This is a genomic window from Paraburkholderia sp. BL17N1 (assembly GCF_003634175.1).
In the GTDB taxonomy this organism is placed as follows: Bacteria; Pseudomonadota; Gammaproteobacteria; order Burkholderiales; family Burkholderiaceae; genus Paraburkholderia.
In genome coordinates this window covers 35,160-50,811 of sequence record NZ_RBIW01000001.1, presented here as the reverse complement: position 1 = coordinate 50,811, position 15,652 = coordinate 35,160, and the positions used below count along the sequence as shown (strand labels likewise).

17 protein-coding genes are annotated in these 15,652 nt (G+C 61.7%); 11 read left to right on the top strand and 6 right to left on the bottom strand.

From position 1 onward, the window contains the following. The first annotated feature begins 4 nt into the window (after positions 1-4). From B0G82_RS00235 to B0G82_RS00185, 11 genes are all read left to right on the top strand, one after another. Complete coding sequence (locus tag B0G82_RS00235; protein WP_116142445.1) at positions 5-1,495, top strand: NADH-quinone oxidoreductase subunit M; 1,491 nt, start codon at positions 5-7, stop codon at positions 1,493-1,495. 24 nt (positions 1,496-1,519) lie between these two features. Beyond that, positions 1,520-2,992 (top strand): NADH-quinone oxidoreductase subunit NuoN, encoded by a 1,473-nt coding sequence (gene nuoN, locus B0G82_RS00230; protein WP_106280378.1) that lies wholly within the window; start codon positions 1,520-1,522, stop codon positions 2,990-2,992. Further along, positions 2,992-3,288, top strand: coding sequence for a DUF2818 family protein (locus B0G82_RS00225; protein WP_007175603.1), 297 nt, complete (start codon positions 2,992-2,994; stop codon positions 3,286-3,288). The genes nuoN and B0G82_RS00225 overlap by 1 nt, the downstream gene beginning before the upstream one ends. Before the next feature lie 41 nt (positions 3,289-3,329). Then, positions 3,330-3,914 (top strand): NUDIX hydrolase, encoded by a 585-nt coding sequence (locus B0G82_RS00220; RefSeq protein ID WP_106280380.1) that lies wholly within the window; start codon positions 3,330-3,332, stop codon positions 3,912-3,914. A gap of 339 nt (positions 3,915-4,253) precedes the next feature. After that, entirely contained in the window at positions 4,254-4,499 is a 246-nt protein-coding gene (locus B0G82_RS40340) for a hypothetical protein (protein WP_106280382.1), read from the top strand. A gap of 54 nt (positions 4,500-4,553) precedes the next feature. Further along, a complete protein-coding gene (locus B0G82_RS00210; RefSeq protein ID WP_121306318.1) occupies positions 4,554-5,078 on the top strand; it encodes a DNA-binding protein in 525 nt (174 codons plus the stop codon). A gap of 228 nt (positions 5,079-5,306) precedes the next feature. Further along, positions 5,307-5,732, top strand: coding sequence for a DUF1178 family protein (locus tag B0G82_RS00205; RefSeq protein WP_012432392.1), 426 nt, complete (start codon positions 5,307-5,309; stop codon positions 5,730-5,732). Positions 5,733-5,780: 48 nt separating this feature from the next. Next, positions 5,781-6,977 (top strand): acyl-CoA dehydrogenase family protein, encoded by a 1,197-nt coding sequence (locus B0G82_RS00200; protein ID WP_121306317.1) that lies wholly within the window; start codon positions 5,781-5,783, stop codon positions 6,975-6,977. A 10-nt stretch (positions 6,978-6,987) separates the two neighbouring features. After that, complete coding sequence (locus tag B0G82_RS00195; RefSeq protein ID WP_121306316.1) at positions 6,988-8,115, top strand: acyl-CoA dehydrogenase; 1,128 nt, start codon at positions 6,988-6,990, stop codon at positions 8,113-8,115. Between the two features lie 35 nt (positions 8,116-8,150). After that, complete coding sequence (locus B0G82_RS00190) at positions 8,151-8,609, top strand: MaoC family dehydratase (RefSeq protein ID WP_121306315.1); 459 nt, start codon at positions 8,151-8,153, stop codon at positions 8,607-8,609. After that, on the top strand, positions 8,606-9,082 hold the full coding sequence (locus B0G82_RS00185; RefSeq protein ID WP_121306314.1) for a MaoC family dehydratase: 477 nt from the start codon (positions 8,606-8,608) through the stop codon (positions 9,080-9,082). Before B0G82_RS00190 ends, B0G82_RS00185 begins: the two co-directional genes overlap by 4 nt. A 101-nt stretch (positions 9,083-9,183) precedes the next feature. On the opposite strand, the gene B0G82_RS00180 is transcribed toward B0G82_RS00185, so the two are convergent. The 6 genes from B0G82_RS00180 to B0G82_RS00155 all read right to left on the bottom strand — a co-directional run bounded on the left by B0G82_RS00180 (position 9,184) and on the right by B0G82_RS00155 (position 15,598). After that, positions 9,184-9,885, bottom strand: coding sequence for a glutathione binding-like protein (locus B0G82_RS00180; RefSeq protein WP_121306313.1), 702 nt, complete (start codon positions 9,883-9,885; stop codon positions 9,184-9,186). 153 nt (positions 9,886-10,038) lie between these two features. Further along, entirely contained in the window at positions 10,039-11,298 is a 1,260-nt protein-coding gene (locus B0G82_RS00175; protein ID WP_106280398.1) for an acyl-CoA dehydrogenase family protein, read from the bottom strand. Positions 11,299-11,391: 93 nt separating this feature from the next. Next, positions 11,392-12,498: a phosphotransferase gene (locus B0G82_RS00170; protein ID WP_121306312.1), complete on the bottom strand. Its 1,107-nt coding sequence runs from the start codon at positions 12,496-12,498 to the stop codon at positions 11,392-11,394. 21 nt (positions 12,499-12,519) lie between these two features. Beyond that, positions 12,520-13,236: a histidine phosphatase family protein gene (locus B0G82_RS00165; protein ID WP_121308571.1), complete on the bottom strand. Its 717-nt coding sequence runs from the start codon at positions 13,234-13,236 to the stop codon at positions 12,520-12,522. 11 nt (positions 13,237-13,247) lie between these two features. Next, complete coding sequence (locus B0G82_RS00160) at positions 13,248-14,036, bottom strand: enoyl-CoA hydratase (RefSeq protein WP_121306311.1); 789 nt, start codon at positions 14,034-14,036, stop codon at positions 13,248-13,250. Then, a complete protein-coding gene (locus tag B0G82_RS00155; RefSeq protein WP_121306310.1) occupies positions 14,033-15,598 on the bottom strand; it encodes a 3-hydroxyacyl-CoA dehydrogenase in 1,566 nt (521 codons plus the stop codon). Before B0G82_RS00155 ends, B0G82_RS00160 begins: the two co-directional genes overlap by 4 nt. Positions 15,599-15,652 lie beyond the last annotated feature (54 nt).

Here is a 15,652-nt window from a genome sequence, read left to right as displayed (position 1 = left end):
ACTAATGCACGCTTATCCGATTCTCAGTATTGCGATCTGGTTGCCGATCCTCGTCGGCCTCCTGGTCCTGGCCATCGGTTCCGACCAGAACCCGGCTCCCGCGCGCTGGATTGCGCTGATCGGTTCGGTCGTCAGCTTCCTCGTGACGATTCCGCTGATTACCGGTTTTGATTCGAGCACCGCCGATCTGCAGTTCGTCGAAAAGGCGAACTGGATTGAGCGCTTCAATATCACGTATCACCTGGGTGTCGACGGCATCTCGATGTGGTTCGTCGTGTTGACTGCATTGATTACGGTGATCGTCGTGATCGCCGCGTGGGAAGTGATCACGAAGAACGTGGGCCAGTACCTCGCCGCGTTCCTGATCCTGTCGGGCATCATGGTCGGCGTGTTCAGCGCGGCCGACGGCATGCTGTTCTACGTATTCTTCGAAGCGACGCTGATTCCGATGTACATCATCATCGGCGTGTGGGGTGGGGCGAACCGCGTGTACGCGGCGTTCAAGTTCTTCCTGTACACGCTGATGGGGTCGCTGTTGATGCTGGTCGCGTTGCTGTATCTGTACATCGAGACCGGCACGTTCGACCTCGCCACGTGGCAGCATGCGCAGATCGCCATGACGCCACAGGTGCTGATATTCATAGCGTTCTTCATGGCCTTCGCCGTGAAGGTGCCGATGTGGCCGGTTCACACGTGGTTGCCTGACGCTCACGTGGAAGCGCCGACCGGCGGCTCGGTGGTGCTGGCCGCGATCATGCTGAAGCTGGGCGCATACGGTTTCCTGCGCTTTTCCCTGCCGATCACGCCGGACGCGAGCCACTTTCTGGCGCCGGTCGTCATCACGTTGTCGCTGATCGCGGTGATCTACATCGGCCTCGTGGCAATGGTGCAGGCCGACATGAAGAAGCTGGTCGCATATTCGTCGATCGCGCACATGGGTTTCGTCACGCTCGGCTTCTTCATCTTCAACCAGCTCGGCGTGGAAGGCGCGATCGTGCAGATGATCTCGCACGGCTTCGTGTCGGGAGCGATGTTCCTGAGCATCGGCGTGCTGTACGACCGTATGCATTCGCGTCAGATCGCCGATTACGGCGGTGTCGTCAACGTGATGCCGAAGTTCGCGGCGTTCGTGATGCTGTTCTCCATGGCGAATTGCGGCCTGCCAGGCACCTCGGGTTTCGTCGGCGAATTCATGGTGATTCTGGCGGCTGTCCAGTACAACTTCTGGATCGCGGGTGGCGCGGCAGTCACGCTGATTCTCGGCGCGGCCTACACGCTGTGGATGTACAAGCGCGTGTACTTCGGCGCGATCGCCAACGATCACGTGAAGGGTCTGCTCGACATCAACCGTCGCGAATTTTTCATGCTGGCAGTGCTTGCCGCACTGACGCTGTTCATGGGCCTGTATCCGAAGCCCTTTACCGATGTGATGCACGTATCCGTGGAAAACCTCCTCGCCCACGTTGCGCAGTCAAAGCTGCCGTTGCCTCAGTAACGCCGAGCGAGGAATTTAGAGACCATGCAAAACGCCCCTATGACTGCTCTGTTGCCCGACGCGCTGGTGATGCTCGCCGTTGTCGTCGCGTGGCTCAACGACACGTTCGTCGGCCAGGCCGGTCGCCGTACCACGTACTTCATCGCGTTCTTCTCGACGCTGGTTGCCGGCGTCTGGTTCGCGATGAACGCGTTCGACCCGCAAGTGCGCTACTACTTCGGCCATATGTACGTGGTGGATTCGTTCGCCAACGTGATGAAAGCCGTGGTGACGCTCGGCTACGCGGTGTCGATCGTGTATTCGCGCCGTTACCTCGAAGATCGCGGCCTGTTCCGCGGCGAGTTCTTCCTGTTGGGTATGTTCTCGCTGCTCGGCCAGCTCGTCATGATCTCCGGCAACAACTTCCTGACGCTGTATCTCGGCCTGGAACTGATGTCGCTGTCGCTGTATGGTGCGATCGCCCTGCGTCGTGACGCGGCGCCTTCGAACGAAGCGGCCATGAAGTATTACGTGCTGGGCGCGCTGGCTTCCGGTTTCCTGCTGTACGGCATCTCCATGCTGTACGGCGCGACCGGTTCGCTCGACCTGAACGAGGTATTCAAGGCGATCGGCACGAGCCACTACGACCCGAGCGTGCTGCTGTTCGGCGTGATTTTCATCGTGGCGGGCGTGGCGTTCAAGATGGGCGCGGTGCCGTTCCACATGTGGGTGCCCGACGTGTACCAGGGCGCGCCGACGGCGATGACGCTGATGGTCGGCGGTGGCCCTAAGGTTGCCGCGTTCGCCTGGGGTCTGCGTTTCCTGGTGATGGGCCTGTTGCCGCTGGCGGTGGAATGGCAGCAAATGCTGGTGATTCTCGCGGCGCTGTCGCTGATCGTCGGCAACATTACCGGTATCGTGCAACGCAACGTCAAGCGCATGCTCGCGTATTCGGCGATCTCGAATATGGGCTTCGTGCTGCTGGGTCTGCTGGCCGGTGTGGTCGACAGCAAGACCACGGGCGCCGCCAATGCATACGGCTCGGCGATGTACTACAGCATCGTCTACCTGATCACGACGATGGGCACGTTCGGCGTCATCATGCTGTTGGCTCGCCGCGATTTCGAGGCGGACACACTCGAGGACTTCAAGGGTTTGAATCAGCGCAGCCCGGTGTTCGCGTTCGTGATGATGATCATGATGTTCTCGCTCGCCGGCATTCCGCCCGCGGTCGGCTTCTACGCGAAGCTCGCGGTGCTGCAGGCCACCATGAACGCCGGCTTGACCTGGCTGACGGTGCTGGCCGTGATCACGTCGCTGTTCGGCGCGTTCTACTACCTGCGTATCGTCAAGCTGATGTATTTCGACGATCCGCAAGACAAGTCGCCCATTCTCGCTGACACCAGCACGCGTGCCTTGCTCGCGTTCAACGGTGTGGCAGTATTGGTGCTCGGTATCGTGCCGGATCCGTTGTTGAAGGCCTGCCTGCAGGCTATCCAGCACACGCTGCTGCTCTGATGTCGGCAGCGGGTTGGTTTATCGTGCTGTTGGCGCTGGTCGGCGCCAACCTGCCGTTCCTGAATCAGCGCCTCTTCGCCGCCGTGCCGTTGAAAGCGGCGAAGAAAAGCGCCTGGATCCGGATTGCCGAATTGATCGTGCTGTACTTCGTGGTCGGCGCGCTTGGTTTTCTGCTGGAAGCGCGCGCGGGTAACCGCTTTGAACAGGGGTGGCAATTCTACGCGATCACGTTCGCACTCTTCGTGGTGTTCGCATTCCCTGGCTTCACCTTCCAGTATCTCGTCAAACGCCGCTGACGGCGTCTCGCCGTCGGCGCACCCTGTCCTAAGGTCCGCATATGGCTGAACTTCCCGATCACGACGCCGCGCTCAAAGAGACCTGCATTGAGAGCAAAACGATCCATCAGGGACCGTTTCTGACGCTCAAATGCGACACCGTTCGCCTGCCGGATGGTAAGCACGCCACGCGCGAATATGTTCAGCATTCCGGCGCCGTCATGGTGATTCCATTGTTCGACGACGGCCGCGTGCTGCTCGAAAGCCAGTATCGCTATCCGATGGGCAAGGTCATGGTCGAGTATCCGGCCGGCAAGCTCGATCCGAACGAAGGCGCACTGGCCTGCGCGATACGTGAACTGCGGGAAGAGACGGGTTATAGCGCGCGCGAGTACGTTTATTTGACGCGCATTCACCCGATCATTTCCTATTCGACCGAATTTATCGATATCTATCTTGCGCGCGGTTTGACCGCCGGTGAGCGCAAGCTCGACGAAGGCGAGTTTCTCGAACTGTTCACGGCGACCGTGCCGGAGATGTCCGAGTGGGTGCGCACCGGCAAGGTGACTGATGTCAAGACGGTGATCGGCACGTTCTGGCTGGAGAAAGTGTTGTCGGGTGCGTGGCCGTTGGCGGAGCCCGAATAACTCTGTAGCGAAGAATACGCGCGCGCCGCTAGCCGCTTCGGAAGTCTGAGAAAGCCCTTGTTGGTCTAAGACCGGCAGGGGCTTTTCTCATTGCGACGCGTGCGAAATTGCGCAATTGCCGGCATGTTGGCCGGCGTCTTAAAAGTGTGTCGTTTGCCTTATGCCATTCGACAGTCTCGTCCCGCGGCCTTTGTCCCTCTAGTATCGACCTTCGAGATCTACTTCCACTGTTCGTTTTATTTCGGATGACGAAGTGGTGGCGGGCGCATTTGATTTTGGGTGTGGATCAGGTTGTCACTTGACAACCTGATCCGCACCCGCTAAATTGGAGGACATCAGATGGTTCGAGGAACCCATTCCAAGAAAGAGGTTGAGGCCGCGTTGGTGTACGCCGAGAAAAACGGCTGGCGTGTTCAGGGTGGTGGCAAAGGTCACGCTTGGGGACGAATGTACTGTCCTGATAAAGACGCGGAGTGTCGGTGTGGCGAGTTCTGCATATCGAGCGTCTGGAGCACGCCGAAGAATCCCGGCAACCACGCCAGACATCTGAGGCGCATCGTCGACAACTGCACGGCTCGCCGGTAGCAAATCCGTTCTTTGGGCGAAAGCTTTGGGACTGAATGAAGGCAGGAGTAACTTATGGAATATGTATTCACGCTGAAGTACCGTCTCGCGGTTGAAGACTGCGATCTTGATGCGATCGTCGAGCGTCTGGGCGAAGTCGGGTGCGACGACGCCACCGTGGGTATCGGGCAACCGGGCCGCATCGCGCTGTTTTTCACTCGCGAAGGCGAGTCCGCATTCGAGGCGGTGGTCAGCGCTCTCCAGGACATCAAGCGGGTGGTGCCGTCCGCGCGTCTTATCGAGGCCGGCCCCGATTTCGTCGGCCTGACTGACGTCGCAGAAGTCGCCGGCGTGTCGCGGCAAAACATGCGCAAGCTGATGCTGAGTCACGCAACCGACTTTCCGCCGCCGGTCCACGAGGGCAGTGCGTCGGTATGGCATCTGTCGGACATCCTTGACTGGCTCGCTGCGCGCGGCGGCTATGAAATCAAGCCAGACGTGTTCGACATTGCGAGAGCGGTCAAGCAGATCAACCTCGCGAAAGAGGCACGCGAGCTCGAGCCACGGCTTGGCCGTCAACTGGACTGTCTCGTCGCGTAAAAGCGCTACGGCAGGCAGCGTGCGAAGCATCGCAAGCGTAGGTGATCGGCAAGCCTGTTTGCCTTCCGGAGCAGCTTCGGCAGGCCTTTGCGCAAAGCGTTAAAATCGCCCACCGCGCTCGGATTGTCCGCAACTTCCGGCGCCGGTACCCTTGTCCGTAAAAATTTACGAACGACCGTTCACAAATTTACGTTTTGCGCTAAACTGGCACGCAAGCCCTGATTCCACATGAAGGTCCTCGATTTACAGTGTCCGCATGGCCATCGGTTCGAAGGCTGGTTCGCTTCGGCTGATGACTTCGAATCGCAGCAGTCCCGCAAGCTCGTCGAATGTCCGATCTGCGGTGCGAACGAGGTGAGCCGTTTGCCGTCGGCCCCGCGCCTGAACCTGTCGGGTGCGACCGAAACGAAAGCGCCGGCGGGCGCGGGGGAAATGCAGGCGCGTGTGATGCGCGCGTTGCGCGAGGTACTGGAAAAGACCGAGAACGTGGGCGACCGCTTCGCCGAGGAAGCACGGCGCATTCACTACAATGAAGCGCCCGCACGCAATATTCGCGGTGTCACGACACCGGAAGACGCGAAAGCCTTGGTCGAAGAAGGCATTGAAGTGATGCCGCTGCCGGTCCCGGCTGCCTTGAAGGAACCGCTGCAATAGCGCAGTGGCTCACTGGCGGCGGATGGTGGCGGCCAGGAGACACGACGCATGGATCTGGACTATTCCGCTGCTGATAACGCGTTCCGCGCAGACATCCGCGCCTGGCTCGAAGCGAATCTGCCTCGTGAGCTGAGCGACAAAGTACTCAATCACAAGCGTCTGGCCCGCGAGGACTTCGCAGGCTGGCACAAGCTGCTCGGCACGCGCGGCTGGTCGGCGATCGCGTGGCCGAAAGAGTATGGCGGCCCGGGCTGGGACGCGACCCAGCGGCACATCTGGGACGAAGAGTGCGCGCGCATCGGCGCGCCGTCCGTGCTACCTTTCGGCGTCTCCATGGTGGCCCCGGTGCTGATGAAGTACGGCAACGAGGCGCAGAAGCGTCACTATTTGCCGCGCATTCTCGACGGTACGGACTGGTGGTGTCAGGGTTATTCCGAGCCGGGCTCGGGTTCGGATCTGGCCTCGCTACGCACACGCGCCGAGCGCGTCGGCGACCATTACGTGGTCAACGGTCAGAAAACGTGGACCACGCTCGGCCAGTACGCCGACATGATGTTCTGCCTGGTGCGCACGGACAGCGGCGCCAAAAAGCAGGAGGGCATCTCGTTCCTGCTGATCGACATGAAAACGCCGGGCATCACCGTGCGGCCGATCATTACGCTCGACGAGGACCACGAAGTCAACGAAGTCTTTTTCGAAGACGTGAAGGTGCCGGTCGAGAATCTGGTTGGTGAAGAGAATCGCGGCTGGACTTACGCGAAATATCTGCTCGGCCACGAGCGCACCGGCATTGCGCGGGTCGGCCAATCGAAGCGCGAACTCGTTTTTCTGAAACGCCTTGCGCTGAATCAGAGAAAGAACGGCAAGCCGCTTCTGCAAGACCCGGTGTTCGCCGCGAAAGTCGCGAGCCTCGACATCGAGTTGATGGCGCTCGAAGTCACCGTGCAACGCGTCGTCGCTAATGAAACGGGCGGACGCGGACCGGGACCGGAAGCGTCGATGCTGAAGATCAAGGGCACGGAAGTGCAGCAAGCACTGACCGAACTGATGTTCGAAGCAGTCGGGCCGCTCGCCGCACCATTCGACGTTCCGTTCCTCGAAGGCGAACGCGAACACAGCCTGGCCGGCGACGACGATGCCGCGCCTCTCGCCGCGTACTACTTCAACTTCCGCAAGACGTCGATTTACGGCGGCTCGAACGAAATTCAAAAGAACATCATCGCGCAGATGATTCTCGGACTCTGAGGAGCGGCGCATGGACTTCACTTTCAACGACGAACAGCAGCAATTTGCCGATGCGCTGCGCCGGTATCTGGACAAGAACTACGGGTTCGAGGCGCGCCAGGCGATCGTGCGATCGGAAACCGGCGTGTCGGACGCGCATTGGGCCGCGTTTGCCGAACTGGGTCTGACAGCGTTGCCGGTGCCGGAAGCGCAAGGCGGTTTTAACGGCGGCCCGATCGACATGCTGGTCGTGATGCAGGAACTCGGCCGTGCGCTGGTCGTCGAGCCTTATTGGGCGACTGCGGTCGGTATCGAGGCATTGCGCCTTGCAGGTAGCGACCAAGGCGAAGACGCGTCGCTGCTCGAGCGTGCTGCTCAAGGCGAGATCAAGCTGGCCGTGGCATATCACGAACCGCATGCGCGCTACGATCTGTTCGCGGTCGAGACAAGCGTAAGCGGGCAGGGCGAGCAGCAGACATTGAGCGGCACGAAGTCTGTGGTGCGACACGGCGGCCAGGCGGATCACTGGATCGTCCCGGCCCGGCTGAATGGCGAGATCGCGCTCTTCGTCGTGGCGCGCACTGCGGCCGGCGTCAGGATCACGGACTATCGCACGATCGACGGCCAACGCGCCGCCACACTCGAGTTCAACAACACGCCCGCGCGCCGGCTTGCCGGCAAGCACGCCGGCGCCGCTGCGCTCGAACATATTGCGGACTATGGCACGGTGCTGTTGTGCGCCGAGGCGATCGGCGCGCTCGACGCCCTGAATCTCGCCACCGTCGACTACACCAAGACACGTCAGCAGTTCGGCCAGCCGATCGCGCGGTTTCAGGCTTTGCAGCATCGCATGGTCGAGATGCTGATTCACGCCGAGCAGGCGCGCTCGGTCACGTATCTGGCCGCGATGCGCTACACGAGCACGGATGCGGACGAACGTCGCCGCGCGGTTTCCGCCGCGAAGGCGAGGGTCGGTCAAGCCGCGCGTTTCGTCGGCCAGCAGGCGGTTCAGTTGCATGGCGGCATGGGCGTCACGAATGAGGTGGCCGCGGCGCATCTGTTCAAACGGCTTGCTATCATCGAAACCACACTGGGCGATGTCGATCACCATCTCGCGCGGTTCGCCGCGCTACCTGGCTTTGTGACTGCCGAAGCCTGATCGGACATTCGAATCGGATACATGGAGGTGCGAGGATGGGCTTGAGTTACGAAGACTTCATAGTCGGCACGAGCATCGAAATCGGCAAGCACACGTTCACGCGCGAAGAGATTGTCGAGTTTGCACAGAAGTTCGATCCGCAACCGTTTCATCTGGATGAGGCCGCCGCCGCCGAGTCGCCATTCCGCGGGTTGGTCGCGAGTGGCTGGCATACCTGCTCGGTCATGATGGGCATGCTGGTGCGCAACGCGTTCGCGGGTTCCACGTCGATGGGCTCGCCCGGTATCGACGATATCCGCTGGTTGAAGCCGGTGCGTGTGGGTGACACGATCACCATGATGAACGCCGTGCTCGACAAGCGCGTCTCGGCGAGCAAGCCGGATCGCGGCATCGTGTCGACGCAGTGGGAAGGCATCAATCAGCATGGCGAAACGGTGATCACGGTGCGCTCGAAGGGACTATTCGGCCTGCGTAATCCAGGCGCCGCGTCATGACGGGCAGCGCGGCGCCCGCCGCAACCTTCGGCAGCGCGGCGGCATTGCGCGCGTTGGTGGGCGGCGAGCCGCTCGTGAGCGAATGGCTGACGGTGGATCAGGCGAGCGTCGATCGTTTCGCCGAAGCGACCGGTGACCATCAATGGATTCACGTCGACCCCGAGCGGGCGCGGCGCGATTCGCCGTTCGGCGGTCCCGTGGCGCACGGCTTCCTGACGCTATCGTTGATTCCGGCGCTGCTCGGTAAGACGGTGGCGCTCGAGCAGCGCATGGGCGTTAATTACGGATTGAATCGCGTGAGGTTTACGTCGCCGGTGCCTGTCGGCTCACAGTTGCGCGCTAAATTCGCGGTCGAATCCGTTACGGAAGTCGATAACAACGGTGTGCAAGTGGTGTGGAACGTGAAGCTGGAGCGGCAGGGCAGTGAGCGGCCGGTGTGTGTCGCGGAGTTCATTACGCTGCATTATTTTTAGCGTTTCGGCGGCACATGCGAGTTAGAAAAAGTGCGAGCCGGCATGAATGCCGTTCGCGCTTTTTCACAGAGGCAAACGCAGATTCAGATGTGGCTGCGCATTCAATGTTTCGCGTATTGCGTCGCACCGAACAGTATTTCCTTCGCCTTGTCGTCCATGAGCGGTTGACGCGCGGACGCCAGCACTTCCACACCGCGCACAACCGCCGGACGTGCGGCGATCTCTTCATGCCAGCGCTTCACATTCGGAAACGCATCGAGTTCCAAGCCCTGGTTTTGCCACGAGCGAGTCCACGGGAACGAGGCGATATCCGCGATCGTATAGTCGTTGCCCGCGAGATACTTCGTCTTGCCGAGTTGCGTGTCCATTACGCCATAAAGGCGCTTCGTTTCGTTGGTGTAACGGTTGACCGCGTATTCAATCTGCTCCGGCGCGTAGTTGCGGAAGTGGTGCGTTTGACCGAGCATCGGACCGAGACCGCCCATCTGAAACATCAGCCACTGCAGCGTGGAATAACGCGCGGCCGGATCGGTCGGCAGAAACTTGCCGGTTTTCTCGGCGAGGTAAATCAGGATCGCGCCCGATTCGAACAAGGCGAACGGCTGACCGTCGGCGCCCTTGGGGCCCTCGGAATCGACGATTGCCGGGATCTTGTTGTTCGGGCTGATGGCGAGAAACTCGGGGTTGAACTGGTCGCCCGTGCCGATATTCACACCGTGAACGTTGTACGCGAGGCCCGTCTCTTCGAGCATGATGTGAATCTTGTGGCCGTTCGGGGTTGCCCAGCTATAAACGTCGATCATCGTAGTTCCTTTGTTTCGTGAAAGCGGCGCCTCGAAGGGCGCCGCTGTTGACGAAAATTAGAGCATAGATCGCGCGATGCTGCTGGCGGCGCTGCAAGTCAGTCGCGGCTTCGCGGCGCCGGGCTGAACTTCCGGGCTGGGCTCAGCCCAGCATCAAACCCGCGTGATCGGCGTCTCCACACGAGCCGCCGCGCCCGCATCCATATAACGCGCGAGTTCGAGTTTGGCGATCGCGTTGCGGTGCACCTCGTCGGGGCCGTCAGCGAAACGCAGCGTTCGCGCCGACGCGTAGGCATACGCGAGCGGAAAGTCGTCGCTCACACCGCCGCCGCCGTGAGCCTGAATCGCCCAGTCAATCACCTGACACGCCATGTTCGGCGCGACGACCTTGATCATCGCGATCTCGCCGCGCGCGCCTTTGTTGCCGACGGTGTCCATCATGTAGGCCGTTTTCAGCGTGAGAAGACGCGCCTGCTCGATCATGCAGCGCGCTTCGGCGATACGTTCCTGCGTGACGCCTTGCGCGGCGACCGGTTTGCCGAACGCGACACGTTGCAGCGAACGTTTCGACATGAGTTCGAGCGCGCGTTCGGCAAGACCGATCAGACGCATGCAGTGATGGATGCGTCCCGGCCCGAGTCGCCCTTGCGCGATCTCGAAGCCGCGGCCTTCGCCGAGCAGCATGTTGCCGACCGGCACGCGCACGTTCTCGAGCGTGATTTCCATGTGCCCGTGCGGCGCGTCGTCGTAACCGAACACGGTGAGCGGACGATGCACGGTGATGCCGGTGGCGTCGGCGGGAATCAGTATCATCGACTGCTGCTGGTGACGCGGCGCTTCCGGATCGGTCTTGCCCATGACGATATAGATCTTGCAGCGCGGATCGCCCGCGCCGGACGACCACCACTTGTGGCCGTTGACCACGTAGTAATCGCCGTCGCGCACGATGCTGGTCTGGATATTGGTCGCATCCGACGATGCCACTTCAGGCTCCGTCATCAGAAACGCCGAACGGATCTGACCTTGTAGCAGCGGTTCGAGCCACGCGCGCTTGTTGTCGTCGCTGCCGTAGCGCTCGATCGTTTCCATATTGCCGGTGTCGGGCGCGTTGCAGTTGAATACTTCAGGCGCCCAGGGCACGCGGCCCATGATCTCGCACAGCGGCGCGTATTCGAGATTCGTCAAACCGGCGCCGCGCACGGAGTCGGGCAGGAACAGATTCCACAAGCCGGCGTCGCGCGCTTTCTGCTTGAGTTGTTCGATCAGTTCGGTTGGCAGCCACGCGTTACCGCTTTGGCGATTGCCTGCAATCTCCGCATAGAATGCCTGCTCGTTCGGATAGATGTGCTCGTCGAAGAATGCGAGCAGCTTTTCGCGCAACGCCTGAACCTTCGGGGTGTAATCGAAATTCATGTAAGACCTCGCGAATGACGGGTAACGGACGACGTTTTGTTCGGAGCGCAGCAGAACGCGCAACCAGACGCGCGATTCATCACGCGGTGCCAGTCAGCGCACTTTCTGCGCGTAGCGCCAGGCGAGTTCGGCCATCGGCTTCGCGCGGCGGCCGGCATCGAGCGCCTGAGCGCTGGCTGCCGTACCGTCGACGACGCGTTTCATGATCCCTTGGAGGATCGCGGCGATGCGAAACATGTTGTACGCCAGATAGAAATTCCAGTCGCCGTGAATCTCGAAGCCGGTGCGTTGGCAATAGCGTTCGACGTATTGGCGCTCGTCTGGAATGCCAAGCACCGCCCAATCGAGGCCCGCGATGCCGCGGAATTGCGCCGGGTCGACGTGCCACGCCATGCAGTGATACGCGAAATCGGCGAGCGGATCGCCGAGCGTCGACAACTCCCAGTCGAGCACGGCGAGCACGCGTGGTTCCTCGGGATGAAAGATCAGATTGTCGAGCCGGTAGTCGCCATGCACGACCGATGCGCGCTCGCCCGTTTCGGCCGGCATATGCTGCGGCAGCCATTCGATCAGGCGCTGCATCGCATCGATCGGTTCGGTCTCGGATGCGATGTACTGCTTGCTCCACCGACCGATCTGGCGTGCGAAGTAATTGCCTGGCTTGCCGTAGTCGGCGAGACCCACGGCCGGGACGTCGACGCTGTGCAGCGCCGCGATCACGCGGTTCATTTCGTCGTAGATGGCGGCGCGTTCGGCGGGCGTCATGCCGGGCAACGATTGATCCCACAGCACGCGGCCCTCGACGAACTCCATGACATAAAACGCGCGGCCCATCACGCTTTCGTCCTCGCACAAGGCGAGCATCTTCGCGACCGGCACGTCGGTGTCGGCGAGTGCGTGCATCACGCGGTATTCACGTTCGACGGCGTGCGCCGAAGGTAGTAATTTCGCCGCCGGCCCTGGTTTGGCGCGCATCACATACGAGCGTGACGGCGTGAGCAGCTTGAACGTCGGATTGGACTGACCTCCGGCGAATTGCTCCAGTGTGAGGGGGCCGGAAAATCCGTCGACATGTTGGGTCAGCCAGGCGGCGAGCGCGCCGGTGTCAAAGCGTTGCCGCTCGCTGACAGGGCGCGTGCCTTCGAAATCCGAATAATCCGGTTGGTGTTCTGGTTCGCCGGTCTGTGTGGCTTGCACCATCTGTCTCCTCCAGTTCGGGGTTCAGCTACGCTTGTATTGAATGAATTGTGCGTAGAGCATTTCCATCGTGGTGTTGCGGACGTCGCGATGCAACGGCGACGGCGGTGAATAGTTGATCGTGCGCAGCACCCAGTCACGCGGCGCGGCGCCCACGTCGAGCGCGTTGATGCAGCCGGTGGTTTGCGCCAGATGGCCGAAAAACGTGCGGCCGCCGGCCGTAAGAGCATGCGACAGGATTGCCCGGTTCACGCCGCCATGCAGAACGAGCAGCACGGTGTCCCACGACCTGTCTTCGCGCAGCGCCGCGACCGCCGGCAAGACGCGATCGAACAGCGCGCCGATGGTCTCGCCGTTAAGAAACTGTGTGCTTTCCGGCACGATACCGTCGAACACGCCAAGAAACGCCGCTTCTATGTCTTGCAGCGGAATATTGCTGAGCTTGCCGCCGCGAATCTCTTCCCAGGCGGGTTCGATTTCGAGTTCGATCTGCTGGCCGGTCTCGGCCAACACGCGCCGCGCGGTTTCGATGGTGCGCGGCAAACCGCTGACGATCACCCGGTCGAAATGGACCTGCTGTTGCGCGAACACGCGGCCCGCCGCGCTGGCCTGCTCGCGGCCGTTAGCGTTCAGCGGCACGGTTTCGGGATCGATCGCGCGGCCGGAGTCGTCGAAGTACGTGACGTCGCCGTGACGCATCAAAAAGATGCGGCGGCGCTTGGGCAGTTGATAGTCGGGCATCGTTCCTTCGTTCACTTATAGACCGGCGCGCGTTTCTCGAGGAACGCGGAAATCCCTTCAAGCCCGTCACGGTGATGCAGCGAGGCGACAAAACTGTCGCGCTCCGCCACCAGATGATCGGCGAGCGGCTGCGTGCCGGCTGCGCCGATCAACCCCTTGATGCGCGCGACCGAGTTGGGCGAAATCTTGCCGAGCTCGTCGGCCCAGGCGACCGCGGCGTCGCGCACGGTGCCGGTCTTGACCAGCTTGTTGACGACACCGAGTTCATGCAGGCGTGTCGCCCCGATCGGTTTGCCTTCGATCAACACTTCCGTGGCCAATTGACGCGGCAGGGCTTGAGCGAGAAACCACGACCCGCCGCCGTCGGGCGTCAGGCCGACGCGTGCATACGACATGACGAATTTGGCTTCGTCCGCGGCCACGATCAGGTCGCAGGCCAGCGCGAGCGAGAATCCCGCGCCGGCCGCGGCGCCATCGACTGCGGCGATCACCGGCTTCGACGAAAGACGCACCGCCGAGATCCATTCGCCGAGCAGATCGATGCTCTCCGCTTGCACGGACGGATCTTTCGCGCGGTTCTCCAGCAAGCGGTTCAGATTGCCGCCCGCGCAGAAGAAGTTGTCGGCGCCGGTGATCACGACGGCGCGAATCGACGGATCGCGTTCCACCGAGTCGAGCGCCTCGATGCCGGCGGCGTACATGTCCGGGTGTAGCGCGTTGCGTGCGCCCGGGTTCGAGAGCGTGAGGACTAGTGTCGATTCGCTTTCGGTGGGGCGCGAAGTCAGCAGTTCGGCGCTCATTGTTGTGTCTCCTGAGTCTTCGTTTCGATGTCGGCCGCGTCGCGCTGGGTCAACGACATGCCAAGTTGCGCTCGCCGCGCGAGCCATGGCGACGGACGATAGCGCGGATCGCCGAGCACACTGAACATGTTGCGCAGGATTGCCAGGATCGTTGTCGAGCCGAGCGCGTCGCCGAGGGCTAGCGGGCCGCGCGGGTAACCGAGGCCGAGCGTCACGGCGAGATCGATGTCTTCCGGCGTGGCGATCTGTTTTTGTGCGATGTCGCAGCCGATGTTGACAATGGTCGCCACCACGCGTTGCGCGACGAAGCCGGTCGAATCGCGGATCACGGTGACGGGCACGCCGTCGGCGGCAAAGAGCGCGTGCGCCGTGTCACGCGCGCTGCGCGCGGTGGCGGGCGTTGTCATCAGCGTGCGGCGTTGCGCGCCGACCAGCGGGAAGAGCGCATCGATTGCGACGACGCGGGTTGCGTCCAGCGCTTCATCGACCGCGGCCGTGGTCGCATCGTGACCGAACGGTGTGACGACGATCAGCGAGTTCGCTGCGGGCGTGGCGCCGTCGTCGAGCTCCACACCGGCTTTCTCGATGAGTTGCACGACCGCGTCGCGGGCTTGCGGATAACGCTTGCTGACCCAGACGCTTGCCGGCAGTCCGGTCGGTATGGGCGCTTCGGCGGCCACTTGCTGCTTGCCGTCTTCGTAGCGATAAAAGCCTTCGCCCGTCTTCCGGCCGAGCAGTCCGCCGGCGAGCCGCGTGCCGGTAATCGGCGACGGCGTGAAGCGCGGCTCTTCATAGAACTGATGGTAGATCGACTCCATCACCGGATGCGAGACGTCCAGCGCCGTCAGATCGAGCAACTCGAATGGGCCGAGGCGAAAGCCCGCCTGCTCGCGCATGATGCGGTCGATGTCGGCGAAACTCGCCACACCTTCACCGGCCACGCGCAAGCCTTCGGTATTCATGCCGCGGCCCGCGTGATTCACGATGAAGCCGGGCATATCTTTCGCACGCACCGGCGTGTGACCCATGCGGCGCGCGAGATCCATCAGCGCGTCGCCTGCCGCAGGGTCGCTGCGCAGACCGTCGATCACCTCGACGACCTTCATCAACGGCACGGGATTGAAGAAGTGATAGCCGACCACGCGCGACGGGTCACTGCAGCCGGCGGCAATTGCCGTAATGGACAGCGAAGACGTGTTGGACGCCAACACGCAGCGGCCGCTCACGACGGTCTCGAGTTCGCGGAATAGCGCCTGCTTCACGTCGAGTTTCTCGACGATCGCCTCGACGACCAGATCGCAGCCGGCCAGTTCGCCGATGCTCTGCGCGCCGCTCACGTTCGCGAGCGCCGCAAGCGAGCGGGCCTGATCGAGCTTGCCTTTAGCGGTCAATTTGGCGAAAGTCTCGGCGAGGTAGTCGCGCGCGGCGCCGATCGCAGCAGGGTTAGTGTCGTACAGACGCACACTGAGACCGGCCAGTGCGGCGATCTGGGCGATACCGCGGCCCATTGCTCCGGTTCCGACAATGCCGATAGTCTCGATGCTGAAATTGCGAGAGGTCATTGGAAACTCGACTCCATGGTTATTTTAGAATAGCACGATCGTGCAATTTACTGG